The sequence below is a fragment of the Pseudomonas sp. Marseille-P9899 genome (genome assembly GCF_903166565.1).
GTDB lineage: Bacteria > Pseudomonadota > Gammaproteobacteria > Pseudomonadales > Pseudomonadaceae > Aquipseudomonas > Aquipseudomonas huaxiensis.
In genome coordinates this window covers 1,075,323-1,099,284 of sequence record NZ_CAESCG010000002.1, presented here as the reverse complement: position 1 = coordinate 1,099,284, position 23,962 = coordinate 1,075,323, and the positions used below count along the sequence as shown (strand labels likewise).

Annotated in this window: 27 protein-coding genes and 1 tRNA gene; 8 read left to right on the top strand and 20 right to left on the bottom strand. The window is 59.2% G+C overall.

All coding sequences use genetic code 11. From position 1 onward, the window contains the following. Window positions 1-70 precede the first annotated feature (70 nt). The 5 genes from HWV67_RS14360 to feaR all read right to left on the bottom strand — a co-directional run bounded on the left by HWV67_RS14360 (window position 71) and on the right by feaR (window position 7,006). A complete protein-coding gene (locus HWV67_RS14360; RefSeq protein WP_175651689.1) occupies window positions 71-511 on the bottom strand; it encodes a lysozyme in 441 nt (146 codons plus the stop codon). 83 nt (window positions 512-594) lie between these two features. Further along, window positions 595-2,613, bottom strand: a complete 2,019-nt coding sequence (locus HWV67_RS14355) for a TonB-dependent receptor family protein (protein ID WP_175651688.1) — start codon at window positions 2,611-2,613, stop codon at window positions 595-597. 221 nt (window positions 2,614-2,834) lie between these two features. Continuing rightward, on the bottom strand, window positions 2,835-3,695 hold the full coding sequence (locus HWV67_RS14350; protein WP_175651687.1) for a transporter: 861 nt from the start codon (window positions 3,693-3,695) through the stop codon (window positions 2,835-2,837). A 90-nt stretch (window positions 3,696-3,785) separates the two neighbouring features. Further along, the gene (locus tag HWV67_RS14345; RefSeq protein ID WP_175651686.1) at window positions 3,786-5,897 is read right to left on the bottom strand and encodes a PQQ-dependent dehydrogenase, methanol/ethanol family; all 2,112 of its coding nucleotides are present in this window, start codon (window positions 5,895-5,897) and stop codon (window positions 3,786-3,788) included. 176 nt (window positions 5,898-6,073) lie between these two features. Continuing rightward, on the bottom strand, window positions 6,074-7,006 hold the full coding sequence (feaR, locus tag HWV67_RS14340) for a transcriptional regulator FeaR (RefSeq protein WP_095159238.1): 933 nt from the start codon (window positions 7,004-7,006) through the stop codon (window positions 6,074-6,076). A gap of 213 nt (window positions 7,007-7,219) precedes the next feature. On the opposite strand from feaR, the gene HWV67_RS14335 reads away from it, so the two are divergent. Beyond that, window positions 7,220-7,540 carry a nucleotide pyrophosphohydrolase gene (locus HWV67_RS14335; protein WP_175651685.1) on the top strand — a complete coding sequence of 107 codons (321 nt, stop codon included), beginning with the start codon at window positions 7,220-7,222 and terminating at the stop codon, window positions 7,538-7,540. Continuing rightward, window positions 7,537-9,711, top strand: a complete 2,175-nt coding sequence (locus HWV67_RS14330) for a DNA/RNA helicase domain-containing protein (protein WP_175651684.1) — start codon at window positions 7,537-7,539, stop codon at window positions 9,709-9,711. The genes HWV67_RS14335 and HWV67_RS14330 overlap by 4 nt, the downstream gene beginning before the upstream one ends. Before the next feature lie 82 nt (window positions 9,712-9,793). On the opposite strand, the gene HWV67_RS14325 is transcribed toward HWV67_RS14330, so the two are convergent. From HWV67_RS14325 to thrS, 9 genes are all read right to left on the bottom strand, one after another. Further along, window positions 9,794-9,870: transfer RNA gene (locus HWV67_RS14325), tRNA-Pro, on the bottom strand. Between the two features lie 101 nt (window positions 9,871-9,971). Next, entirely contained in the window at window positions 9,972-10,328 is a 357-nt protein-coding gene (locus tag HWV67_RS14320) for a MerR family transcriptional regulator (protein ID WP_043213594.1), read from the bottom strand. Beyond that, the gene (gene ihfA / locus HWV67_RS14315) at window positions 10,309-10,611 is read right to left on the bottom strand and encodes an integration host factor subunit alpha (RefSeq protein WP_009394049.1); all 303 of its coding nucleotides are present in this window, start codon (window positions 10,609-10,611) and stop codon (window positions 10,309-10,311) included. The genes HWV67_RS14320 and ihfA overlap by 20 nt, the downstream gene beginning before the upstream one ends. 3 nt (window positions 10,612-10,614) lie before the next feature. Then, complete coding sequence (pheT, locus tag HWV67_RS14310; RefSeq protein ID WP_175651683.1) at window positions 10,615-12,990, bottom strand: phenylalanine--tRNA ligase subunit beta; 2,376 nt, start codon at window positions 12,988-12,990, stop codon at window positions 10,615-10,617. A gap of 36 nt (window positions 12,991-13,026) precedes the next feature. Further along, window positions 13,027-14,043, bottom strand: a complete 1,017-nt coding sequence (pheS, locus tag HWV67_RS14305) for a phenylalanine--tRNA ligase subunit alpha (protein WP_095159234.1) — start codon at window positions 14,041-14,043, stop codon at window positions 13,027-13,029. Between the two features lie 107 nt (window positions 14,044-14,150). Beyond that, window positions 14,151-14,507 carry a 50S ribosomal protein L20 gene (rplT, locus tag HWV67_RS14300; protein WP_095159233.1) on the bottom strand — a complete coding sequence of 119 codons (357 nt, stop codon included), beginning with the start codon at window positions 14,505-14,507 and terminating at the stop codon, window positions 14,151-14,153. 28 nt (window positions 14,508-14,535) lie between these two features. Continuing rightward, window positions 14,536-14,730, bottom strand: a complete 195-nt coding sequence (rpmI, locus tag HWV67_RS14295; protein ID WP_009394045.1) for a 50S ribosomal protein L35 — start codon at window positions 14,728-14,730, stop codon at window positions 14,536-14,538. 60 nt (window positions 14,731-14,790) lie between these two features. Then, entirely contained in the window at window positions 14,791-15,342 is a 552-nt protein-coding gene (gene infC / locus HWV67_RS14290; protein ID WP_175651949.1) for a translation initiation factor IF-3, read from the bottom strand. Beyond that, a complete protein-coding gene (thrS, locus tag HWV67_RS14285; protein ID WP_110970816.1) occupies window positions 15,342-17,264 on the bottom strand; it encodes a threonine--tRNA ligase in 1,923 nt (640 codons plus the stop codon). The genes infC and thrS overlap by 1 nt, the downstream gene beginning before the upstream one ends. Window positions 17,265-17,621: 357 nt before the next feature. On the opposite strand from thrS, the gene HWV67_RS14280 reads away from it, so the two are divergent. Then, on the top strand, window positions 17,622-17,924 hold the full coding sequence (locus tag HWV67_RS14280) for a hypothetical protein (RefSeq protein ID WP_175651682.1): 303 nt from the start codon (window positions 17,622-17,624) through the stop codon (window positions 17,922-17,924). 156 nt (window positions 17,925-18,080) lie between these two features. Continuing rightward, the gene (locus HWV67_RS14275) at window positions 18,081-18,293 is read left to right on the top strand and encodes a cold-shock protein (RefSeq protein WP_003179963.1); all 213 of its coding nucleotides are present in this window, start codon (window positions 18,081-18,083) and stop codon (window positions 18,291-18,293) included. A 62-nt stretch (window positions 18,294-18,355) separates the two neighbouring features. Here the strand turns inward: HWV67_RS14275 and HWV67_RS14270 are convergent, their stop codons facing one another. Both HWV67_RS14270 and HWV67_RS14265 read right to left on the bottom strand, forming a co-directional pair. Further along, on the bottom strand, window positions 18,356-18,676 hold the full coding sequence (locus tag HWV67_RS14270) for an I78 family peptidase inhibitor (protein ID WP_110970814.1): 321 nt from the start codon (window positions 18,674-18,676) through the stop codon (window positions 18,356-18,358). Window positions 18,677-18,814: 138 nt separating this feature from the next. Then, on the bottom strand, window positions 18,815-19,117 hold the full coding sequence (locus HWV67_RS14265; RefSeq protein ID WP_175651681.1) for a hypothetical protein: 303 nt from the start codon (window positions 19,115-19,117) through the stop codon (window positions 18,815-18,817). Window positions 19,118-19,293: 176 nt separating this feature from the next. Here HWV67_RS14265 and HWV67_RS14260 point away from each other — a divergent pair, with 176 nt between their 5' ends. Continuing rightward, window positions 19,294-19,494, top strand: a complete 201-nt coding sequence (locus HWV67_RS14260) for a hypothetical protein (protein ID WP_095159227.1) — start codon at window positions 19,294-19,296, stop codon at window positions 19,492-19,494. 6 nt (window positions 19,495-19,500) lie between these two features. Here HWV67_RS14260 and rbsK read toward each other — a convergent pair whose 3' ends face one another. Both rbsK and HWV67_RS14250 read right to left on the bottom strand, forming a co-directional pair. After that, window positions 19,501-20,412, bottom strand: a complete 912-nt coding sequence (gene rbsK, locus HWV67_RS14255; protein ID WP_175651680.1) for a ribokinase — start codon at window positions 20,410-20,412, stop codon at window positions 19,501-19,503. 9 nt (window positions 20,413-20,421) lie between these two features. After that, window positions 20,422-21,438, bottom strand: a complete 1,017-nt coding sequence (locus HWV67_RS14250) for a LacI family DNA-binding transcriptional regulator (protein ID WP_175651679.1) — start codon at window positions 21,436-21,438, stop codon at window positions 20,422-20,424. 147 nt (window positions 21,439-21,585) lie between these two features. Here HWV67_RS14250 and HWV67_RS14245 point away from each other — a divergent pair, with 147 nt between their 5' ends. From HWV67_RS14245 to HWV67_RS14235, 3 genes are all read left to right on the top strand, one after another. Continuing rightward, window positions 21,586-21,786 (top strand): hypothetical protein, encoded by a 201-nt coding sequence (locus HWV67_RS14245; protein ID WP_175651678.1) that lies wholly within the window; start codon window positions 21,586-21,588, stop codon window positions 21,784-21,786. Window positions 21,787-21,884: 98 nt separating this feature from the next. Beyond that, a complete protein-coding gene (locus HWV67_RS14240; protein WP_095159224.1) occupies window positions 21,885-22,109 on the top strand; it encodes a DUF1654 domain-containing protein in 225 nt (74 codons plus the stop codon). Between the two features lie 5 nt (window positions 22,110-22,114). Further along, window positions 22,115-22,804 carry an endonuclease gene (locus tag HWV67_RS14235; protein ID WP_175651677.1) on the top strand — a complete coding sequence of 230 codons (690 nt, stop codon included), beginning with the start codon at window positions 22,115-22,117 and terminating at the stop codon, window positions 22,802-22,804. Between the two features lie 3 nt (window positions 22,805-22,807). Here HWV67_RS14235 and HWV67_RS14230 read toward each other — a convergent pair whose 3' ends face one another. Together HWV67_RS14230 and HWV67_RS14225 are read right to left on the bottom strand one after the other, a co-directional pair. Continuing rightward, a complete protein-coding gene (locus tag HWV67_RS14230) occupies window positions 22,808-23,233 on the bottom strand; it encodes a GTP pyrophosphokinase (protein ID WP_095159222.1) in 426 nt (141 codons plus the stop codon). A gap of 102 nt (window positions 23,234-23,335) precedes the next feature. Further along, window positions 23,336-23,905 (bottom strand): SPOR domain-containing protein, encoded by a 570-nt coding sequence (locus tag HWV67_RS14225; RefSeq protein WP_175651676.1) that lies wholly within the window; start codon window positions 23,903-23,905, stop codon window positions 23,336-23,338. Window positions 23,906-23,962: the final 57 nt, after the last annotated feature.

Genomic DNA, 23,962 nt, shown 5'->3' with positions numbered 1-23,962 from the left:
TTCGACCAAGTAATTCGCGGATAAAACAAAGGGCAGTAACGGTCATCCAACCGCCCTGCCCTCTACTACCTCACGCGACTTGCGGACTCTGAAGAAACATCTCCCGCTCAATAGCGCGTCGCCTCATCATCTGCGTATCCGGCCGTCCGCGTACTTGAACCCATTTCCGGAACTCGTCAGCCGCCTGGTCGATCGCTCCGGCATTGACATGTCGAATCAGGATCGAACTGCGGATACGGATCGACCCATAGTCAAACACCAGTAACAGCAGCGCATCCCATTGGCCCTGGCTCACCGGGACCTGAAGCATGCCGGCCAACTGGGTCTCGTAGCGGCCAATCTCGTGCTCCAGCTTCGCCTCCGCCTCATCCTGGGTGATGGTCATGCCTTCATGGACATCGCCGTAGTGCGCGTAACCGATAAACCACAGGCCGGCGGCATCCTGACGAGCATTGAGGGTCAATCCGGTGCGGCGCTTGAGCAAATCCAGACCTGTCGAGGACAGTCGCATATTCAAATTCCTTGCAAAAAGTGAGGGAAATATTGCCCAAGACTACTTCACTCATCGCCGCCGTGATAGCACTAAGCCTTTACTCAGAAGCGGACTTTTACGCCCACATATCCGGTCCGACCGGGTGCGGGTTCGTAGTAGCGGCCGCCGCTGTCATTGATCCGCAAGTTGTCGTAGTAACGCCGGTCGGTCAGGTTATCCAGCCCGGCATAGGGCTCCACATTCTCCGCCCAGCCCTTGAGCTGGATGCCCGCCCGCAGGTTGACCACCGCGTAGCCACCAATCCGCGCGGTGTTGGCGCTGTCGGCGTACTGACGGTCGTAGACCGAGGTGTTGAGGCGCGCGTACCAGTTGTCGCGGCTGTAGCTCAGTTCACCAAACAGGCTCTGCACGGGAATACCCGGCAGGCGCTTGCCGTCGGCGCCGTCGAAGCTGCGATAGCTGTAGTCGTTGAGGCTGTAGGCGGTGCTCAGTTGCCAGTGATCGTCGGGCTGCCAGCGGGCGCTCAGTTCCAGGCCGTCGCGGCGAGTGGACCCGGCGTTGCGGTAGAAGGTGCGGCCATCGACGTAAGGCACCAGTTCGTCACGGGTGTCGATGCGGTAGACCACCGCCTCGTAGCGCCAGTGGGCGGTCTCGCCTTTGAAGCCGATTTCCTGATTGAGCGCTTCGGCGGGTTCCAGGCTGCTGTTGAAACCGCCGCCGCTCGGGTTGGCCATTTCGGCCACCGTCGGGGTCTCGAACGAGGTCGCAACGCGGGCGTAGACGGTGTGGTTCGGGTCCAGGCGATAGCTGAGGCCGGCGCTGTAGTTGAGGTCGCGCAGGGTGCGATCACCGGAGTCGTCGCCGTCACGCAGGAAGCGGTCGTCGACGCTCAGGCGCACGGCGTCATGCCGCAGGCCGAGGCTGAGCACCCAGTTTTCGGTCAGCTCGGTCTGGTTTTCCACGAACAGGCCGAGGCTGGTGGCTTCCTCTCGCTGGCGTGAGGTCAGTGCGCCCTTTTCACCGCCGATGATGTTGTTGTTGCGGTCGCGGTCGTCACGCAGGGATTCCATGTCGGCGCCGAAGGTCAGCTTGTGATTCAGGCCGAACCAGTTGGCGACATGGCTGTAATGCCCGCCTACCCCGCCGAACAGGCGCTCGTAGCTGGTCTGGCCATTGGCGGCCAGCGGCAGGCGGTTGGTGAAGTCGCGCTGACCGACGTAGCTGCGAAGCTGATAGGTGTCCTCGCCCACGGCCTCGCCATCCCACACCAGCGACAGCCGCTGTTGCCTGATGCGCTCATCGGAATCAAAGCTCAGGCTTTGCGGACGCGCCTGATTGCGATCCGCGCGAACCTGCGCAAGGGTCAGGCCGCCGGGATCTTCCGAACGGTTATCGAGCGCATGCATGGTCAAGGCCAGGCGCCCAGTGTCGCCCCACCAGCGCAGTTTGCCGGTGAGGTTGTTGGCTTCGCTGGTGGCGTGGTCGCGATAGCCGTCCATCTGCGTCGAACTGACGGCCAACAGACCGCCGAAATTGCCCTCGGTGCCGCTGGCCTCGATGCTCTGCCGGCGATAGCCGTAGCTGCCGAGGCTGAAATCGGCGGCGACGCCGGGATGATCGCCCGGCTCGCGGGTATTGATCGCCAGCACGCCGCCAGCGCCGTTGCCGTAGAGCACGGCGGCGGGGCCACGCAGCACTTCCATGCGTTCCACCAGGCCGATATCGAGGCCGTCGAGTTCGGTCTGGCCGTCGGGCATGGTCAGCGGCACGCCGTCCACCAGCACGCGGATGCCGCGCACGCCGAAGCTTGAACGCGAGCCGAAACCGCGGATCGCCGGGCGCAGGCCCTGGGCGGCGTTGTAGCGGCTTTGCACGACCACGCCCGGCACGCTGGAAAGCATGTTACCGAGGGTCAGCGCCTGGTCGCCGCGGCTGTCGGCGGCGTCGACGACACTGGCCGACAAGGCTGCCTGGGCCCAGTGGTCACCGGTGCGAGTGGCGGTGATTTCAACCGGTTCGACTTCAACGGAGGAGTCCGCCAAGGCTGCGGTGGTGGTCAGCAAGAGTGCGCCGAATGCTGCGCGACGATGTGCGGCCCGTTGCCGCTCGTTATTGTTCATGGGTCGTTCCACTGGGTCCCGCGAGGAAGTTTTCCAGGGTGCCGGCTCCGCGTTGGCACCTGGGCTGAACGCTTGTCAGGCTGGACCATACGAAAATTGATAGGCATATGGCTACTAAGCAGGAGTCAGAAGTACGGGGTACTAAGGTGGATCCGCCGAAAGTAGGAGATTGATCACAACGAGCCCGTGCAATGAAGGGCCGCACTGCGGCCCCCTCTGCATCAATAGAAATACGCCGCCCTGAACTGCAGCGAGTTATCGATCTTCACCCCTTCGCGCACGGTGGTGTCGTGCATCACCTGCCCCATCAACTGCAATTGCTTGCCGACCATGGTCGCCACAGTGAAGCCGACCGTGCCGTTGTTGCGGCTGGTGGCCAGGGTCTGGCCGTCGAGGGTTTCGCGCGCGCCCCAGTTGTGCCGGTAGCTGATGGCGGCATAGGTGTCCTGGGTGAAGTTGTAGCGCAGGTGGTTGTGCAGTTGCAGCAGGGTGTCCTTTTTCGCGTCGGTGGAGCGCTGATCGTCATAGAACTCGGCCTCGGCGATCACGTCCCAGCTGATCTTGTCGGTCAGGCCCTTGATGTAGCCCACCTGGAAGTCCACGGCCCAGCGGTTGTTGCTGAGGGCGAAGCCCTGGTTCTTGTCGCTGCCGGTAGGCGCGGTGAAAAACACCGACCAGCCCAGGTGCTCGTTGCGCTCCAGGTCGCCGATGGTCCACAGGGTGCCGCCGAAGGTGATGTCGCCCAGGCCCGAGGTTTTGCTGTGGCTGGCGCCGATGTCCTGCTGGCCGAAGGGGATGACGATCTGCGGGTCCCAGGTGTATCCGGTGCCGAAGAAATCGGTGAAGTGGATCAGACGCAGGACGCCGACGGTCATGTCCAGGTCGAGGTCGTCGGCGACTTTCTTGCCACCGGAGTAAACCTTGTCTCCACGCGGATTCTGCTGGTAGAGCACGACCACGTCGGTGCCTTTGGGCAGCGCGGTGTAGTCGCCCGGGTCAGGCTTGACGTCGGCCTGGGCGAACAGGGAAACGCCGAACAGAGCCAGGCCGGCCGTGAGGGTCGAGGGGCTGATGATCTTCATGGTGAACTCTCGTTGTTGTTTTTGTTGGCGTGAAGAGTCCCGGGCGGCCCCTTTTCAGGGGCCACCAAGGCGGGTTCGGTGACGGTAGGTTTACTGCGCGGCGCTGGCTTTCAGGTCGGCCTGCAGGTCATGGGTGCGCTTGACCAGGTACTGGCGGATCAACTCCATGTCCTCACGCTTGAGGATGTCGGAGAAGTTCGGCATGCCGCGCTGGATCAACGCACCGCTGACGAACGCCGGGAAGGCCGCGTGCTTGTCCTTGGTCAGGTAGCGCAGGTCCGGGACCACGCCGCCAGCGACGGCGTTGAGGCCATGGCAACCGGCGCACAGGCCGTTGAACATGTTGCGTGCCTGGACCAGTTGCTCGGGGGTCGCCGTCAGTTCCAGATCGACATTGGGGAATACCGGTGCCTGACGCGGCGGCGGCAACTCACCCTTCGCGCCGAGCTTGAAGGCGATGATCCGCGACTCCGACTGCACCTTGGCCTTGTTGGTCAGCGAGCCGGTCAGCAGCGGAAGAATCCCACCCCAGCCTACGGAAAACGCCACATATTGGTCGTTACCCACGGTGTAGGTAATCGGCCCGGCCATCACGCCGGAGTTGGCGCGGTGCTCCCAGAGCTTCTCGCCCTTGTCGGCACTGTAGGCCACCACCCGACCGTCTGCGGTGCCCTGGAATACCAGGTTGCCGCCCGTTGCCAGGGTGCCGCCATTGCCGGCGCTGGCATATTCCTGCTTCCAGGCCGGTGCTTGCTTCACCGGGTCCCAGGCGATCAGCTCGCCGGTCCAGGCATCGCGGATCTGCTTGAAGGTCTTGGGATCTTCCGGCAGATCAGGTACGTCCAGTCCGAAGTTGAGCACCGATTTGTTCGGGAAGAACATCGGCTCCTTCGCAGCCCTTAGCTCGGCCATGGTGTGCTGGGCCGGGATGTAGACGTAACCAGTGTTGGGGCTGTAGGACATCGGGTGCCAGTTATGCCCGCCAAGGAAGCTTGGCTGCACGACTTTTGGCTCCTTGGAGTAGTCCGCAGCGCCAGTCAGCACCGGGCGACCGGTCTTCAGGTCGATCTCGCTGGCCCAGTTCACCGGCACATAGTTCTTCGCCGAGATCAGCTTGCCGTTGGTGCGGTCCAGCACATAGAAGAAGCCGTTCTTCGGCGCCTGCATCAGCACTTTGCGGACCTGGCCGTCGACCTTGATGTCGGCGAGGATCATGTGCTGGGTCGCGGTGTAGTCCCAGCGGTCCTGCGGGGTGACCTGGTAGTGCCAGACGTATTCGCCGGTGTCCGGGCGCAAGGCCAGAATCGAGGAGACGAACAGGTTGTCGCCCTTGCCCTGGCTGCGGAACTGGTAGTTCCACGGCGAGCCGTTGCCGGTGCCGATGTACAGCAGATCAAGGTCCGCGTCGTAGGCCATGGAGTCCCAGGCCGTGCCGCCACCGCCCCACTTCACCCAGTCGTCACCGGTCCAGGTCTTGAGGGCCATGGCCATGGCCGGGTTTTCCGGCGGCAGCTTGGGATCGCCCGGCACGGTGTAGAAGCGCCAGGCTTCCTTGCCGGTCTCGGTATCGTAGGCCGTGACATAACCGCGTACGCCGAACTCAGCGCCGCCGTTGCCGATCAGCACCTTGCCTTTGACGATGCGCGGAGCGCCGGTGATGGAATAACTCTTGGAGCGGTCGAGGATGGTGTCCACCGACCAGACTTCCTTGCCGCTGGCTGCATCGAGAGCGATCAACCGACCGTCGAAGCTGCCGACGTAAACCTTGCCGTTCCACACCGCAACACCGCGGTTGACCGGTCCGCAGCAGCCCTGGCTGAGGTTTTCGGGCGGGACTTTCGGGTCGTATTTCCACAGCATTTCGCCGGTGGCCGCATTCATCGCATAAACGATGCTGAAGGCGCCGGTGGTGTACATCACCCCGTCGACCACCAGTGGCGTGGCTTCAGTGCCGCTATCGATATCCAGACGCGTGGTCCAGGCCATGCCGAGCTGACTGACGTTCTTGTCGTTGACGGCATTGAGCGGGCTGTAGCGTTGCTCGTCGTAAGTACGACCGTGGCTCATCCAGTTGCCGGGTTCGAGATTGGCGTTTGTCAGGCGTTTCGCATCGACCTGGGCAGGGTGCGTGCTGTCCACAGCCGAGGCATGCAAGGAGGACAGCAATAACGGGAGACCCGCCAGCAGAAAGAGGGTTTTCATGTGTTTCGGACTCCAGCGACGCATTATTGTTTTTATGAACCCGCGAGGCAGGCCGCCCCCGCGGGTCACGCAATAGCAGAGCTTGCGCTATGTAGGAGTATTAGAAGTTTTGCGGGAGGGCTGCGCTTGACTGTGACCGCCAATCCAGTTGGCATTTTCTGCCAGTAACGACGGGCTCACTCCTGAAAGGCATGGGCCCGGTAATCGCGGGGCGAAACATCGAACTGACGCTTGAACGCCCGGCTGAAATGGGCCACATCGACAAAGCCCCACTTGAAGGCGATCTGCGTAATCGACTGGCTGCGCAAGGGATGACTGCACAGGTCATGGGCCACTTTGCTCAAGCGCGTGCGAAGGATATAGCGCGACACACTTTCACCGTGCTCTTCGAACAACCGGTAAAGGCTGCGCACCGAGGTGTGCAACTGATCGGCAAGATAGGCCGGCCCGAGGTCGATATCCTGCAGCGACTCATCCACCAGTCTCAGCGCGGTGGAAAACAGGCTATTGCTCTGCAGCAGATGCTCCTGCCCTTCTGCCTGGCCCGACATCGCCGGCAACACCAGACTCACCAGCGCACTCTGGATCGCCTGGCCATCCTCGCCATTGGCGGCGCCGTCGCCGAGCATGCCGATCGACTGCACCAGCGAGCGCACCATGCGACTGGAGACATTATTTCGTGAGAGTTTTCCGAAGAGGTTATCGCCCTTGAACTGGCGAGTGACGATATCCCGGGAGAGATGTACCGAGACATTCTCCACCAGCCCCAGCGGCTCGATCTCGAACAACCGCGCCGAGTCCACCAGCGCGATGTCCTCCGGGCCCAGTTCCACTTCCATACCGGCCTGGCGGATCCGCTGGCGGCCGCTGCGTTGGTAGATGAGGAAGCAATGACTGTCATCGCTGTCGACGCCGATCAGCTCGCGGCTGATCAACCGGGCATTGGTGCGAATGTGCGCAGTATCCAGTGCGCCAATGGTCTGGCTGTGGATTTCGCCGATGAAGTGACGGGTGAGACTGGAAGGCAGGGTACTGAAATTGCCGCAGATGCTACGCAAGGAGTGGCACCAGCGTTCGAATCCAATCTGCTCGCTCGATGGCAGGAACATGGTGCCTCCGGTGGGTTATTTTTTTATTAACATATTATCTAAATTACAGGAGGGCAAGCTGAAGGTGCGCAAACGGGTGATTCGGGAGACAGGCTCATTCATAAAAGCCTACGCGTCAACTCGGGATTATCCTGGCGAGCGTTTCCCATAGCCTTGTTTCGCTGTGTTTCGTGAGCAATCATGGCCGCATTTCTCTCTCGGCAAGACTGAATTATGGAAGAGGCACTGAAAAAACTGCGGGAGTTCCGTGATGCACGGGACTGGAAGAAATTCCACAACCCCAAGGACCTGGCGCTGGCCTTGAGCATCGAGTCGAGCGAGTTGCTGGAGGTTTTCCTGTGGAAGTCCGCTGAAGAAGCGAACGTCGAGAAGGTCAAGGAAGAGCTGGCCGATGTGTTTGCCTACGCCTTGCTGCTGGCAGACGCCTATGACCTGGACGTGCAGCAGATCATCCTGGACAAGATCAAACTGAATGACAGCAAGTACCCAGTAAGCAAGGCCAAAGGAACTGCCAAGAAGTACACGGAGCTATGAGTACAAAACACCTTGTTGAAGTAAACCGCTATACCTTCTCTCGAAAAGCCCTGGACCAGGACATCCGCGGCAACGCTTACGCGGCCGGCTACTGGCCGCTGGTCTACATCCTCAGCGACGAAGCCAGAAAGCAGGCGTATATCGGTGAAACCACCGATACGCTCACGCGGATGAATGCTCACCTGAAGCACGACGAGAAGAACCTGCTTCGCTCGGTTCATCTGATCAGCAGTGACCGTTTCAACAAGTCGGCGACCCTCGACATTGAATCCACGCTGATCAAATACATCGCCGCAGACGGTAAGTACTCGCTGCTCAACAGCAACCTGGGTCTGGTGGATCACAACTACTACCAGCGAAACGAGCTGTACACCGAGATCTTCAAGGAGACCTGGAACAAGCTGCGTGGCGACGGCCTGGTGCAACACTCCCTGGAGTCCATCGACAACTCGGACTTGTTCAAGTACTCGCCCTACAAATCACTTTCGTCCGATCAACGCCAAGGGCTGCTCGGCATTCTTCATGCCCTGCTGGATGAAAACACCAGGACCCTGATTATTCAAGGCGGCGCGGGAACCGGAAAATCCATCCTGGCGATTTTCCTGTTCAAGCTGCTTCAATCCGATGTCGACAGGCTGAATCTTCATGATTTCGATGCTGAAGAGGCCGAATTACGTGATCTGCTAGTGCGTCTGAAGCTGCGCTTTGGAAAGCCGAAAATGGCGCTGGTCGTACCCATGGCGTCGTTCAGACAGACCTTGAAGAAAGCCTTCAAGAACGTTGCCGGCCTTGATCCCAAGATGGTCATTGGCCCGTCTGAGCTGGCCAATCAGGCCTACGACATTGTCCTTGTGGATGAGTCCCACCGCCTGCGCAAACGGGTCAATCTGGGTTCGTACTTCGGTGCATTCGACAAAGCGTCCGAAGCACTGGGATTCGATAAGCACACCTGCAGCGAAGTGGACTGGGTTTGCAAGCAAGCCGGCAAAGCCATCTTCTTCTACGACGAAAGCCAGTCAGTCAAACCGTCGGATGCCAACGCTGAAGACTTCGCCCAGTTGAAAGCGCTTGGCACGACGCAAGTTCAGAAACTGGTATCGCAGTTCCGCGTTCGCGCGGGGAACCCATATGTAACGTTTCTGAATGGCCTGCTGAACGTCGATCTGCCAGCGGGGAACCTGTTCTCTCCGAAGAACTACGAACTGGTCTTGTTCGATAGCATCGCCGAGATGATCCGGGTTACCCAGGACAGAAACCGTCAGTTCGGTCTCTCCCGACTGATCGCTGGCTACTCCTGGCCGTGGGCGTCGAAGAAAGACAGCAACGCGTTCGATATCGAAATCGAAGGCATCCAGTTGCGCTGGAATAGCAAAAATACCGACTGGATCAACGCCAAGAACTCCGAAATGGAGGTGGGTTGCATCCACACGACCCAAGGCTATGACCTGAACTACGCAGCAATCATTTTCGGAAACGAGATCGGCTTCGACAAAGAACGCGGCGAAATCACCATCGATGCGAAACAGTACTTCGACAAGAACGGAAAGAACGGCATCAAGCACCCTGCCGCGCTGAAGAAATACATCCTCAATATCTATAAAACCATCATGCTCCGCGGCATCAGGGGCACGTTCGTTTACGCATGCAACAAGGACCTGCGCGACTACCTGGAACAACATGTCCCGGCCCACCAGCCGATCCAACGGGTCAAGAAACCAGAGACGCTGGTTCCTTATGTAAACGCCGTGCCTTTATACAATCTGCACGCCGCCGCTGGAGGTTTCAGCGAGGCTCAAGAGGCCGAGCCAGAGAAATGGATTGAGGTTGTTGAAGAACCCGGGCTAGACGACAGCTATTTCGCCTGCACGGTCGTTGGCGAGTCCATGAACACCATCATTGCGGACGGAGCCACCTGCCTGTTTCGCCTGGAGAGTGGCGGAAGCCGCAATGGCAAGATCGTCCTGGTGGAGCAGCAAGATGAAGCCGGTGGCGCTCACTACACCGTCAAGGAGTACCAGAGCGTCAAGGCAGAGGATGAAAGTGGCTGGCGCCACACCAGGATCTTGCTGATCCCAAGGTCCTACGACACGACGTTCGAAACAATCGAGTTGAAGGATGATCTGCTGTCGAGCTACAAGGTCGTCGGAGAGTTCGTCAGGGTTCTTGGCTAACGCTGAAACGGCTCAGGCTCACAAAGTCTCTGAAAACAAAAAGGCCAGTTCGATAAGAACTGGCCTTTTTATTGAGGTATTTTGGTCGGGACGGAGTGATTCGAACACTCGACCCCTTGCACCCCATGCAAGTGCGCTACCGGGCTGCGCTACGCCCCGACGATGCTCTCGATATTGCTGAGAACGTTGAAGAATCTACCTTAAGCTTTTGAATTTTGGAAGGATTATTTTTCACAACACCTTCCGCATTCAACTCAGGATTACTTCTTCAGAACCACCAGTACATCTTCCAGCTCGGCAATCATCTGCCGGATCAGTTGTTTGTACTGGGTGGTGTCGTCCTTGGCCTCATCACTGGACAGCCGCAAACGCGCACCGCCGATGGTGAAGCCCTGGTCGTACAGCAAGGCGCGGATCTGACGGATCATCAGCACATCCTGGCGCTGATAATAGCGACGGTTTCCACGGCGCTTGACCGGGTTGAGCTGAGGAAACTCCTGCTCCCAGTAACGCAGCACGTGCGGTTTTACCGCACAAAGCTCACTCACTTCACCAATGGTGAAGTAGCGTTTTCCCGGGATAGGCGGGAGTTCGTCGTTATGGCTTGGTTCCAGCATAAGCCTCAACCCGGGCCTTCAGTTTCTGCCCTGGACGAAAGGTGACGACGCGACGTGCAGTGATCGGGATTTCTTCACCCGTTTTCGGGTTGCGTCCCGGACGCTGGCGCTTGTCGCGCAGGTCGAAATTGCCGAAACCGGACAATTTGACCTGCTCGTTGTCTTCAAGAGCGTGCCTGATTTCCTCAAAGAACAGCTCGACCAATTCCTTGGCCTCTCGCTTGTTCAGGCCCAGCTCCTCGTACAGCCGTTCTGCCATCTCAGCTTTCGTCAGAGCACCCATCCGCTATTTCCTTAACGTGGTGTTCAACCTTTGTTCGAGCGAGGTGAGGATATTCTGGGTAGTGGCATTCACCTCATCGTCGTTAAGAGTGCGCGATGGATGCTGCCAGGTCAAGCCGACGGCCAGGCTTTTTCTATCAGGATCAATACCTTTACCCTGATAGACATCAAACAGCCTGAGGTCCGTGAGCCACTCGCCTGCGTTATCACGGATAACTTCCAGGACGGCATTCGACGCCACATCACGACCAGCCACCAGGGCCAGGTCACGACGCACTTCCGGGAACTTGGACAGTTCGTGGAATTTCGGCAGGCGCCCTTCCACTACTTCATCCAGCACCAGCTCGAAGACGTAGACAGTACGGTCCAGGCCAAGGGTCTTGACCAGCTCAGGATGCAGCGCACCCAGAGAACCCACTTCATGACCATTGCGCTCGATGCGTGCGGTCTGGCCAGGATGCAGCGCAGGATGCTTGCCGGCAACGAAGGTGAAGTCACCCAGCGAACCCGACGAGCTCAGCAGCGCTACCACATCCGCTTTCACGTCGAAGAAATCGATGCCGTCGCGACCATTTGCCCAACCTTCCGGCAGGCGACTACCGCACACCACACCTGCCAGCATCGGCTGCTGTTGCAGACCGTCGAGCTGACCAACGAAACGCAGACCGCTCTCGAACAGACGCACGCGATCCTGCTGGCGGTTCAGGTTGTGCTGCAGCGCCTTGACCAGACCCGGCCACAAGGAAGCACGCATGGCCGCCATGTCGTTGGAGATCGGGTTGGCCAGCAGCAGCGGCTCGACGCCAGGGCTGAACAGTTCGAACAGTTTCGGATCGATGAAGCTATAGGTGATCGCTTCTTGATAGCCACGGGCAACCAACAGACGGCGCAAGATCGGCAGCTCGCTGCGAGACTCCGCGCGAGCCTGCGGAGCAAGACGCGCTTGCGGGTAACGAACCGGCAGGCGGTTGTAACCGTACAGACGACCCAGCTCTTCGATCAGATCGACTTCCAGGCTGATATCAAAGCGGTGACTTGGCACTTCGACCTGCCACTGCCCTTCTCCGGCGGTGGTTTTCAGGCCCAGCGCGTTGAGCAGTTGCTCAACTTCAGCATCAGGCATTTCCATGCCCAGCATCTGGGTCACGCGCTCGGCACGCAGAGTGATCGGCGCGATCTGCGGCAGGTGCTGTTCGCTCAGTGCCTCGATGACCGGGCCGGCTTCACCACCGACGATTTCAAGCAGCAGGCCAGTCGCACGCTCCATGGCTTCGCGAGCCAGTTGCGAGTCAACGCCGCGCTCGTAACGGTGCGAGGCATCGGTGTGCAGACCGTAGGAACGAGCCTTGCCAGCAACCGAAATCGGCTCGAAGAACGCACTTTCCAGGAAAATGTCACGCGTTGTAGCGGACACGCCGCTGTGCTCGCCACCCATCACACCTGCGATGGCCAGGGCACGGCTGTGGTCTGCGATGACCAGGGTGTCGGCACGCAAGGTGACTTCCTGACCATCCAGCAGAACCAGCTTCTCGCCCTCTTCAGCCATGCGCACGCGAATGCCGCCGTTGATTTCGGCGAGATCGAAGGCGTGCAGCGGCTGACCCAGCTCGAGCATCACGTAGTTGGTGATGTCGACAGCAGCGTCGATGCTGCGAACGTCGGCGCGACGCAGGCGCTCAACCATCCACAGCGGGGTCGGACGCGACAGGTCGACGTTGCGAATCACTCGCCCCAGGTAACGCGGGCAAGCGGCTGGCGCCAGTACCTCGACCGGACGGACTTCATCATGGACCGCCGCCACAACAGGAACGACCGGACGAGTGACCGGAGCGGCATACAGCGCGCCAACTTCACGTGCCAGACCCGCCAGGGAAAGACAATCGCCGCGGTTCGGGGTCAGGTCGACCTCGATGCTGGCGTCATCCAGGTCCAGGTATTCACGAATGTCCTGACCAACCGGAGCGTCAGCCGCCAGTTCCAGCAGACCGTCATTGTCGTCGCTGATCTGCAGTTCGGAGGCCGAGCACAGCATGCCGTTGGACTCGACGCCGCGCAGCTTGGCCTTCTTGATCTTGAAGTCGCCAGGCAGTTCGGCACCGATCATGGCGAACGGGATTTTCAGGCCTGGGCGCACGTTTGGCGCGCCGCACACGACCTGGAAGGTTTCACTGCCGTTGCTCACCTGGCAAACGCGCAGCTTGTCGGCATCCGGGTGCTGCTCGGTGCTCAGCACCTCGCCCACCACGATACCGCTGAATTGGCCAGCGGCCGGAGTCACGCTGTCGACCTCAAGTCCAGCCATCGACAGGCGAGCTACCAGCTCGTCACGGGAAACCTGCGGGTTGACCCAACCGCGCAGCCATTTTTCACTGAATTTCATCCTGCTCTCCTGAAAGATTCGTTACGGGTGCGCGACCTAGCGAAATTGCGCAAGGAACCGCAAGTCGTTGTCGAAGAACAGGCGCAAATCGTTGACGCCGTAACGCAGCATGGCCAGGCGCTCGGCGCCCATGCCGAAGGCGAAGCCCGAGAACTCTTCGGGGTCGATGCCAGACATGCGCAGCACGTTCGGGTGAACCATGCCGCAACCCATGACTTCCAGCCAGCCCGTCTGCTTGCAGACGCGGCAGCCTTTGCCACTGCACATCACGCACTGGATATCGACTTCAGCCGAAGGCTCGGTGAAGGGGAAGAACGAAGGACGGAAACGTACCGCCAGTTCTTTTTCGAAGAACACCCGCAGGAACTCTTCGATGGTGCCTTTGAGATCGGCGAAATTGATGTCGCGATCGACCAGCAGGCCTTCGACCTGGTGGAACATCGGCGAGTGAGTCAGGTCCGAGTCGCAACGATAGACGCGGCCCGGGCAGACGATACGAATAGGTGGCTGCGAGGACTCCATCGTCCGCACCTGCACCGGCGAGGTGTGGGTACGCAGCAGCATGTTCGCATTGAAATAGAAGGTGTCATGCATTGCCCGCGCCGGGTGATGGCCGGGAATGTTGAGCGCCTCGAAGTTGTGATAGTCGTCTTCGACCTCAGGGCCTTCGGCGATGCCGTAGCCGATATGGGTGAAGAACTGCTCGATGCGCTCGAGGGTACGGGTGATCGGGTGCAAACCACCGGAGGTCTGGCCACGGCCCGGCAAGGTCACGTCAATGCACTCAGCCGCCAGGCGAGCGCTGAGCTCGGCCTCTTCGAAGGCGGTCTTGCGCGCATTGAGCACTTCGGTAACGCGTTCCTTGGCATCGTTGATCAGGGCGCCGACTTTCGGACGCTCTTCAGCAGGCAGGTTGCCCAGGGTCTTCATCACCTGGGTCAGCTCGCCTTTCTTGCCAAGGAATTGAACCCGGATCTGCTCCAGGGCATTGATGTCTTCGGCGCGCTCCACAGCCTCCAGGGCTTGAGAGACCAGCGCATCCAGGTTTTCCATGTACAGACTCCAGATACGAAATAGGGGAAGAGCTTACAGGCTCTTCCCCTATTTATGACGTTTAACATTCGCCGCCGGATTCAGCGGCGAATGATTGTCGTGGGTACTTAAGCCAGAACGGCTTTAGCTTTCTCGACAATCGCAGCAAACGCCGCTTTTTCGTTCACTGCCAGATCAGCCAGAACCTTACGGTCGATCTCGATGGACGCCTTTTTCAGACCGGCGATCAGACGGCTGTAGGACAGACCGTTGATACGAGCACCAGCGTTGATACGGGCGATCCACAGAGCGCGGAACTGACGTTTTTTCTGACGACGGTCGCGGTAGGCGTATTGGCCTGCCTTGATGACCGCTTGCTTGGCAACACGGAATACGCGCGAGCGTGCACCGTAGTAACCTTTAGCCAGTTTCAGAATTTTCTTGTGACGCTTACGAGCGATGACGCCACGCTTTACACGAGCCATGAGTAACTTCCTCTATCTTTGACCGAAATTAACGTACGCGCAGCATGCGCTCGACTTTTGCAACGTCCGACGGGTGCAGCAAGCTGCTACCACGCAGTTGACGTTTACGCTTGGTCGACATTTTGGTCAGGATGTGGCTCTTGAAAGCGTGCTTGTGCTTGAAGCCGGAAGCAGTTTTCAGGAAACGCTTCGCGGCACCGCTTTTGGTTTTCATTTTTGGCATGTTCGGATACTCCGCATTCAGTGGATAAACATAACCGCAAGGCCTGCCGTGCCCTGGTGGTTATTTCTTTTTCTTGGGGGCGATGACCATCATAAGTTGGCGTCCTTCCATCTTCGGATGCTGCTCAACGGTACCGTATTCGGCAAGGTCAACCTCGACCCGCTTCAACAGTTCCATGCCCAGCTCCTGGTGAGCCATCTCACGACCACGAAATCTCAAGGAAATCTTGGCCTTGTCCCCATCACTAAGGAAACGTACCAGGTTGCGTAGTTTTACCTGGTAATCCCCTTCTTCCGTCCCTGGACGAAACTTGATTTCTTTAATCTGGATCTGCTTCTGGTTTTTCTTGGCCTCGTTGGCTTGCTTCTTCTTCTCGAAGAGGTGCTTGCCGTAGTCCATGACCTTGCAGACGGGCGGTACCGCGTCTGCAGAAATTTCTACCAGATCCAGCTTCGCTTCTTCAGCGATACGAAGCGCTTCATCAATCGAGACGATGCCAATCTGCTCGCCGTCAGCACCAATTAACCGAACCTCGCGTGCCGAGATATTCTCGTTGATCGGGGCCTTCGGTGCAGTTCGTTTATCCTGTCTCATTTCACGCTTAATAGTAATTACTCCGAATCTTGGCGACCACGCCGGGAAACCGCTTGCGCAAGCAAGTCCGCGAACTGTGCGACGGGCATCGAGCCCAGGTCAGCACCTTCACGGGTACGCACAGCGACAGTTTGCGTTTCGACTTCCCGATCTCCGATAACCAAGAGATAGGGAACCTTGAGCAAGGTATGCTCGCGGATTTTAAAGCCGATCTTCTCATTTCTCAAGTCAGACTTGGCACGGAATCCGCTTTCAGTGAGGGTTTTTTCCACTTTTTGAGCGAATTCGGCCTGCTTGTCGGTGATGTTCATGATCACCGCCTGGGTTGGCGCGAGCCAAGCCGGGAATGCACCTTCATAGTGCTCGATGAGAATACCGACGAAGCGCTCGAACGAACCGAGAATGGCGCGGTGCAGCATGACTGGATGTTTGCGACCGTTGTCTTCGGAAACGTACTCCGCGCCCAGACGGATCGGCAGGTTGAAGTCCAGTTGCAGCGTACCGCACTGCCAGACACGACCCAGGCAGTCCTTGAGCGAGAATTCGATCTTCGGACCGTAGAAAGCACCTTCGCCCGGCTGCAGATCAAACGGCAGACCAGCATTGTCCAGCGCAGCGGCCAGCGCAGCCTCGGCACGATCCCACAGCTCGTCGGAGCCAACACGTTTTTCCGGACGAGTGGACAGCTTGAGCTGGATATCCTGGAAGCCGAAGTCGGAGTAGACGTCCATCGTCAGCTTGATGAATGCTGCCGATTCGGTCTGCATCTGCTCTTCGGTGCAGAAAATATGCGCGTCATCCTGGGTAAAGCCACGCACACGCATAATGCCGTGCAGTGCACCCGAGGGCTCGTTACGGTGGCAAGCACCGAATTCGGCCAGGCGCAGCGGCAGCTCACGGTAGCTTTTCAGCCCCTGGTTGAACACCTGCACGTGGCACGGGCAGTTCATCGGCTTGACCGCGTAATCACGGTTTTCCGACTGAGTGGTGAACATGTTGTCGGCGTAGTTGGCCCAGTGACCGGACTTTTCCCACAGGCTGCGATCAACCACTTGCGGCGTCTTGATCTCCAGGTAGCCGTTTTCACGCTGGATCTGGCGCATGTACTGCTCCAGAACCTGGTACAGGGTCCAGCCGTTCGGGTGCCAGAACACCATGCCCGGCGCTTCTTCCTGGAGATGGAACAAGCCGAGGCGCTTGCCGATCTTGCGGTGATCGCGCTTTTCGGCTTCTTCAATACGCTGGATGTACGCCGCCAGCTGCTTCTTGTCCGCCCAGGCAGTGCCATAGACGCGCTGCAGCTGTTCGTTCTTGGCATCACCGCGCCAGTAGGCGCCAGACAGCTTGGTCAGCTTGAACGACTTGAGGAAACGGGTATTCGGCACGTGCGGGCCACGGCACATGTCGACGTATTCTTCGTGGTAGTACAGGCCCATGGCCTGTTCATTCGGCATGTCCTCGACCAGGCGCAGCTTGTAGTCTTCGCCGCGAGCCTTGAACACTTCGATCACCTCGGCACGCGGGGTGACCTTCTTGATGACGTCGTAGTCGGTGTCGATCAACTGCTGCATACGCTGTTCGATCGCCGCCATATCTTCAGGCGTGAAAGGACGCTCGTAGGCAATGTCGTAATAGAAGCCTTCGTCGATGACCGGACCGATCACCATTTTTGCCGTCGGGTACAACTGCTTGACCGCATGGCCGACCAGGTGGGCGCACGAGTGGCGAATGATTTCCAGCCCCTCTTCGTCCTTGGGCGTAATGATTTGCAGACGGGCATCGTGTTCGATCAGGTCGCACGCGTCGACCAGCTTGCCGTCGACCTTGCCGGCCACAGTAGCCTTGGCCAGACCGGCACCAATGGATGCGGCGACCTCAGCGACGGTAACCGCCTTGTCGAACGTACGTTGACTGCCATCGGGAAGAGTAATTACGGGCATGGCGCCTCCTCTCCTAGTGGTGACCCCTACCAAAGGTCACGTGGGTTGGGATGAGCCAGTACGCGATTCGCCCCTGTCTTTCCTGACGGAAAGCCTGCCTCACAGTGGCAGAAGTCGGATGCCTGCCAGGGGAACGAACCAGAGTGACTGGAACAGAAATAAATGCGGGGCAAGCGTTCAGCTATCCCGCGCCCGGCATGCTAGCACAAGCATCGGCGCAGACGACGGACTGGACAGCCAACAAGCGGAAATATTTGGAAAAAGCCCCCTGGAGTGAACTCCTGCGGATTTTTTCCGCTCAGAGTGACTGAAGCGACCTACTCTTCATGAGACCCGATTACCAAGGAGTGCCTGGTTATGCGATTTCAGACTCTTCTGGCCCTGGCTGCCGCCGGAGCCATGATGCTACCTGTGGGGGCCAATGCCGGTCCGTGGCCCGCAGGCAAAAAAGGCGAGTACATGGACCAATGTGTACAAGTCGCCACAGGGCAGGGAGTTAAAGCCGACGAGGCGGATAAGCACTGCAAATGTGGCGCAAATGCCATCGAGAAGAACTTTACCACCGAGGAAATCCAGCAACTGGACAGCAAGACTGGCGTGGACGCTCAATTGGTCAGCCGCGCCCAAAACGCCGTGAAAACGGCATGCGCGTCGAAGTAATGAGGCCGATTCTTTCAAATATTTGCGCCAGATCAGCATTAGCTGAAGCTAAAAGTCACCACACGCTGAGAATTAGACTATGATGTCGGGGTGCACCCTGTGGCTCTCGGCGACACCGCACTACTGAAAAAAATCAAGATTCCTGGAGATACACCCATGTCCAATCGCCAAACCGGCACTGTCAAATGGTTCAACGATGAAAAAGGCTTCGGCTTCATCACTCCACAAGGTGGCGGCGACGACTTGTTCGTACACTTCAAGGCCATCGAAAGCGACGGCTTCAAGTCGCTGAAAGAAGGTCAGACCGTATCCTTCGTAGCCGAAAAAGGCCAGAAGGGCATGCAGGCTGCACAGGTTCGCCCAGAGTAATAACTCTGCCGAATTGAAAAACCCGTCGCTTGCGACGGGTTTTTTGTGTCCGCAATTCGGGATCAGCCGCAATTGACGCGAGCAATCACCCCTTTTTCATCAGCATGAAGGTTCAAGCGCTCGGAGCGGTACTCAAGCGTCACGGCATCGTCCGGCTTGAGCACGCGGGCCAACTGCGCGCCGCTCGCTTTGCGCGCCTGCTCCAGCAGTTCGGCAGAAGCCGGCTTGCCCACGGCAAATGCTGCGCCACTGGCCTCACAACGACCGTCCAGATTAGGTGCAGCAGCAACTTCAGGCGCTTTCGACGCAGTGCCACCACTGCTGCAACCGACCAGAATGACGGCAGCCAGCAGGCTCACCAATGATGCACGCATGGGGAACATGAATCCTCCTTAGGGATACGGGAATGCTGCCAGATCCGACAGCACTTGATGCCAGTTGTTGCAAAGCGGGTCAGTCTGCCTGACTCGTTCTTGAAGGGGAAATGCCAATAGTGTCCGGATTTTGCGCCACGACGACTCTCAGTACAGGTCGATGTAGTCGGTTGAGGCCTTAGGCCAGTTGTCCTGCAGCACCTTGAATACCTGCCGAACCCAACGCTCATCCTCCGCAGCCATACTCCCTACGCAACCCGATCCGGCTGACCAGGTTTCCAGGCGAAACAGCAGACCATCAAGTTGCGCGCCACCCACCACATTGGAGAGCCAGGCATGCCCCGCACGATCGACCCGCAGTTGATTGTGGATCGCGCCGTTGCCACTGGCGATCAATTGGCGCACCTGCTCCAGAGTGAACTGGTTCGGGTCGTTCAGGTCGATCTGCATAGTGCTTTCCTGCCAGCGAAAATACCGTTAGTTTGCCACGCCGCCATCGTTATGCCTAAGTCGCAGAGCCGCGCGCGAGCGGACATGATTAACTGAAGGCTTGCGACCATACCTTGCCGAAACGCCAGTGGCCCAGCGTTTCCCCCCTCAACAGTACGGGCCGTTTCGAGAACTCCATGACCAGCCACAGCATCGATGCCGACATCAAGGTGAAATGGCCCGAAGGCCAGAGCGCCTACAGCCCGGGCACAGCGGAAGAATTGACCCTCATTGCACTCGACCTGCTGGTCAAGGAAATGGGCAGCGACGCCGCCCGCGGGTTCGTCGACCAAGTATTCGAACGCTACCGGCATGACACCGCTGCCGGGCATCCGTAACCCAGGTTACAAATTCCCGACCTCAGCCAGCGAAGGAATCGACGGCTGCGCGCCGGGACGAGTGACAGAAATCGCTGCGGCCCGCTGACCGAAGACAATCGCCTCGCGCTCGCTCCGCCCCTGCGCCAATGCCGCGGCAAAACCACCAACGAAGGTATCCCCCGCCGCGGTGGTATCCACCGCCGCCACGACCGGGGCGGGAAAATGCTCACTGCCCTCCCCGCTGACGAGCAGCGCACCCTGCGCGCCAAGAGTGATGATGACCTTGCCCGCGCCGAGCGCGATAAGGTGATCGGCCGCCGCTTGTGCCGACGGCAAGTCGTCCACCGGCAAGCCGGTCAACGCCGACGCCTCGCTTTCATTCGGAATCAGGTAGTCGATAGTGGCGAACCACTCCACCGGCAAAGGGCCTTTGACCGGAGCCGGGTTGAGAATCACCGTCTTCCCCAATGCCCGCCCACGCCCCAGCACATACTCAACCGTCTGCGGCGGGACCTCCATCTGGCAAACAATCACCTCAGCGTCGCGTAATAAAGCCTCGAAACGCTGGACCGACGCCGGCAGCAGCCGACCATTGCCCCCTGCGATAACGACAATTGTGTTCTGGCTAGCCGCATCCACCATGATCAGGGCAACACCACTGGACACACCGGCCGCCACCTCCACCGCCAGACAGTCAATGCCCTCCGCTAGCAACGCACCGCGCAACTGCTGGCCATAGGCATCGTCGCCAACACAACCGACCATCGCCACCGACGCGCCCAGCCGCGCCGCCGCTACCGCCTGATTGGCGCCCTTGCCGCCCGGCACCGTCTCGAACGACTCCCCCGCCAGCGTCTCGCCCGCTCGCGGCAGGCGCTCCGCACGCGTGACCAGATCCATGTTGAGACTTCCGACCACTACGACCTTCGCGTGCATGACAAGCCCTCAACCACTGAACAAGTCCGGACTCGGCCCGGTCGACTCGCGCAGAACGATTTTCGGCGCAATGATGCGCTGCTCCAATGCCGCAGAACCCGACCCGACAATACGCCGCAGCAGTAACGCCGCAGCCATTTCCCCCAGCTCGCGAATGGACTGTCCGACAGTGGTCAGTGCCGGATACACGTACGGGCACATCTGGATATCGTCGAATCCAATCACCGACAGCTCACCGGGGACACTGATGCTGCGCTCCGCGGCTGCTCGCAGCACACCTATACCCATCAAGTCGTTAGCCGCGAAAATGGCAGTAGGCCGGTCCCGACTCAGCAATTGGGCCGCAGCCTCATACCCGCCAAGGCTGGTGAAGTCACCGTCCAGCACCCGCCCCTCACGCAGCCCTACACCCGCCTCCCGCAGGGCTCGACGAAAACCCGCAAGGCGCAATTTGGCGACGCTGGTATTGGCCGGACCGTTGATGCAGGCAATATCCACATGCCCCAGATCAAGCAGGTGACGGGTCGCCAGGTAAGCGCCCTGCTCATGATCGACTCGCACCAGGTCTGCATCCACGCCGTCCAGCGCGCGGTCAACGATCACCATTGGCGTGCGCACAGAGGCCAGGCTGTCGAGCAAGTCACGCTCCTCGCCCACTGAAGCGACGACCAGACCGTCGACGCGTTTTTCCAGCAAGACGCGCAGGTAGCTGCGCTGCTTTTGCGGGTTGTCATCGGAATTGCAGAGGATCACGCAGTAACCGTTACGCTCGCAGGCATCCTCAATGCCACGGGCAAGCTCGGCAAAATACGGGTTGACGCTATTGGGCACCAGCAGGCCGATGGTGGCCGTGCTCCGGGCCTTGAGTGAGCGCGCCACGGCGCTGGGCACGTAATCGAGCTCGGCGATCGCCGCTTCGACCTTCAGTCGAACAGGCTCGCTGACCGGCCGGGTCTTGTTCAGCACGTGGGACACGGTGGTGTAGGAAATGCCGGCCAGCGCCGCTACATCTTTAATGGTTGCCATGCTTTCAGTTCCGCCGGTCTGCACACCGGCTGCGATAAGTTGTGATTTTTATGAGATAGCAAACGTTTGCGATAGCCAACTATGCGAATGCAATGTGGCCTTGTCAAATTCGCCGAAACGCGTGAGGCAGGCACGAGAGTTTCGGAATTGTCGCTCAACCCGGTCGGAAAACCGAACAATTTGTTACAAGCGTTCGGCTTTCCGAAACTGAAGCCGAATTCCAACCCCGCAAAGAAGCCATCCGAAGGCCCGTTCCGCGAAGAACAGCCGACCCTCGAAAACCCTCTTGAATTTATTTTCACCACTGCGCAGCAAACATGGCGCGGCGCGGTCACATGCGCTCTTTAACTGACGATCTGTTGCGAAATGCCTTACAGTAAAATACTGTATGCGCATACAGCAAAAACAAGGGAAACACTTTCGTGGCCACCTCATCCTCAGCATCCATGTCTGTCAGCAGCTATGAGCAACTGGGCGTCCGGATCCAGAAAATCATCAACGCACCTACCGCGCAGCGCGCCAGGGCCGCACTGATCTTCCGCCTCGAACATGAATCGACCTCCGACTGGGAAACCCTGCTCGAAGAAATTGCCGAGAACGACAACGTTACCCTCGCCCACCGTGATGACGGCGGTGTGCAGTTGTTCTGGACTGTGCCGAAGGAAGACTGACCCGGATGAGATTCACTGTATTGGCAGCTACCTGCCTGTTGTTCAGTATCAGCGCCCAAGCCGACGCACCACGCACCTTTACCGAAGCCAAGAAAGTCGCCTGGCGCCTGTATGCGCCGCAGTCCACCGAGTTCTATTGCGGCTGCAAGTACACCGGCAACAAAGTCGACCTGGCCGGCTGTGGTTATGTACCGCGCAAGAACGCCAACCGGGCATCACGCATTGAATGGGAACATATCGTTCCGGCCTGGCAGATCGGCCATCAGCGCCAGTGCTGGCAGGATGGCGGACGCAAGAATTGCTCACGCAACGATACGGTCTATCAGCGCGCCGAGGCCGACCTGCACAACCTGGTGCCGAGCATCGGCGAGGTGAATGGGGATCGCAGCAACTTCAGCTTCGGCTGGCTGCCGGAGCAGCCCGGGCAATATGGCTCATGCCTGACCCAGGTCGATTTCAAGGCGAAAAAGGTCATGCCGCGACCGTCCATTCGCGGCATGATCGCGCGTACTTATTTCTACATGAGCAAGCAGTACAACCTGCGCCTGTCCAAGCAGGACCGGCAGTTGTATGAAGCCTGGAACAAGACCTACCCCGCCCAGGCCTGGGAGCTTCAGCGCAACCAGCGCGTGGCCTGCGTGATGGGCCGCGGCAACGAGTTCGTCGGCCCGGTGAACCTCAAGGCCTGCGGCTGAAACTCAGTTCAGCGCCTGCAGGTAGGCGCTGGCCTGCTGGTAACGCTGCAAACGAGCGATGTCGGCGGGGCCAGGGATGGCAATCCGCGAGGCATCGCTCTCGTCGGCCAGGTCCGCCAGCTTTACCGTCCGCGCCAGCGGATCGGAGCCAACCCTGACGACGAAATCTTCATAGCTTTCGTCGCTACGCTGGCTAAGGGCCTGGACCGCCGCGAGGATCTTCAGGGCGAACCCCTCGCGAGCAAGGTCCGACAGGGTCATGGGCGACTCCTGCAGGACTTCGTGCAGCACCGCGACGATCCGCTGTTCAGTGGTCGATACCCGCAGCATCACCCGCAATGGATGCAGGATGTATGCAGCGCCCCCTTTATCCCAATGCCCTTCATGGGCCCGGGCTGCAACCGTAATGGCTCGCTCCAGCGTGGACATGGCCCCCTCCTCACCGTTGCTGCATTCGTCGATGGAACCCCTCTTCCAGAGCATAGCCCGACAAACGCGCAAGTACCGGTCGCAGAGCGCCGCAATAGTGATTCAGCGAGGAGCGTCGTGCTGGATGACCACCGAGTCGGTACCCAGGCGCGCCATGACATCGTTTTTGCTGGCTTCAGCCTCGGCCTTGTCTGCGAAAGGTCCCAACAGCACCACTGGCTTGCCGTCGCGGTAGACCACCGAGGAAGGAATGCCCTTCTCGATCAGGCGCGCGGTCATGTCGCTGAGCGCACCCATGTTCGGGCCCTGAATGATTTCCACGTCCCAGCCTTGTGGAGCAGGTTCGGCGACCAGGGCATCGGCGCGGCGCTGAAGGTCGGCGCCGCCGCAGATTTCACGAATACGCAGGTCGTTGCCGGTTTCGTCAATGATGATGCGGTAGTCCGTGCCTTCCTTGATCGCCACATAACTGCGATACGGCAGGAAGGTACCGGTGTCGTCCTTGCCGCGGAACTGGCCACAGATATCGCCCTGCTTGTTGAAGCGCACGTTGGCGAACTTGGCCGTCTTGGGGTTCTGCAGATGCTCGGCGACCTGCTTGTGCACTCGCTCGGCATCGTTGTCACAACCGGCCAGGGCCAGCACCGCCATTACCATCGCCACTTTGCGCACGCGTCTACCTCCTGAATTCAAGCGGCGGATTCTAGCATCTGGCCGTTGCCAGGGTCC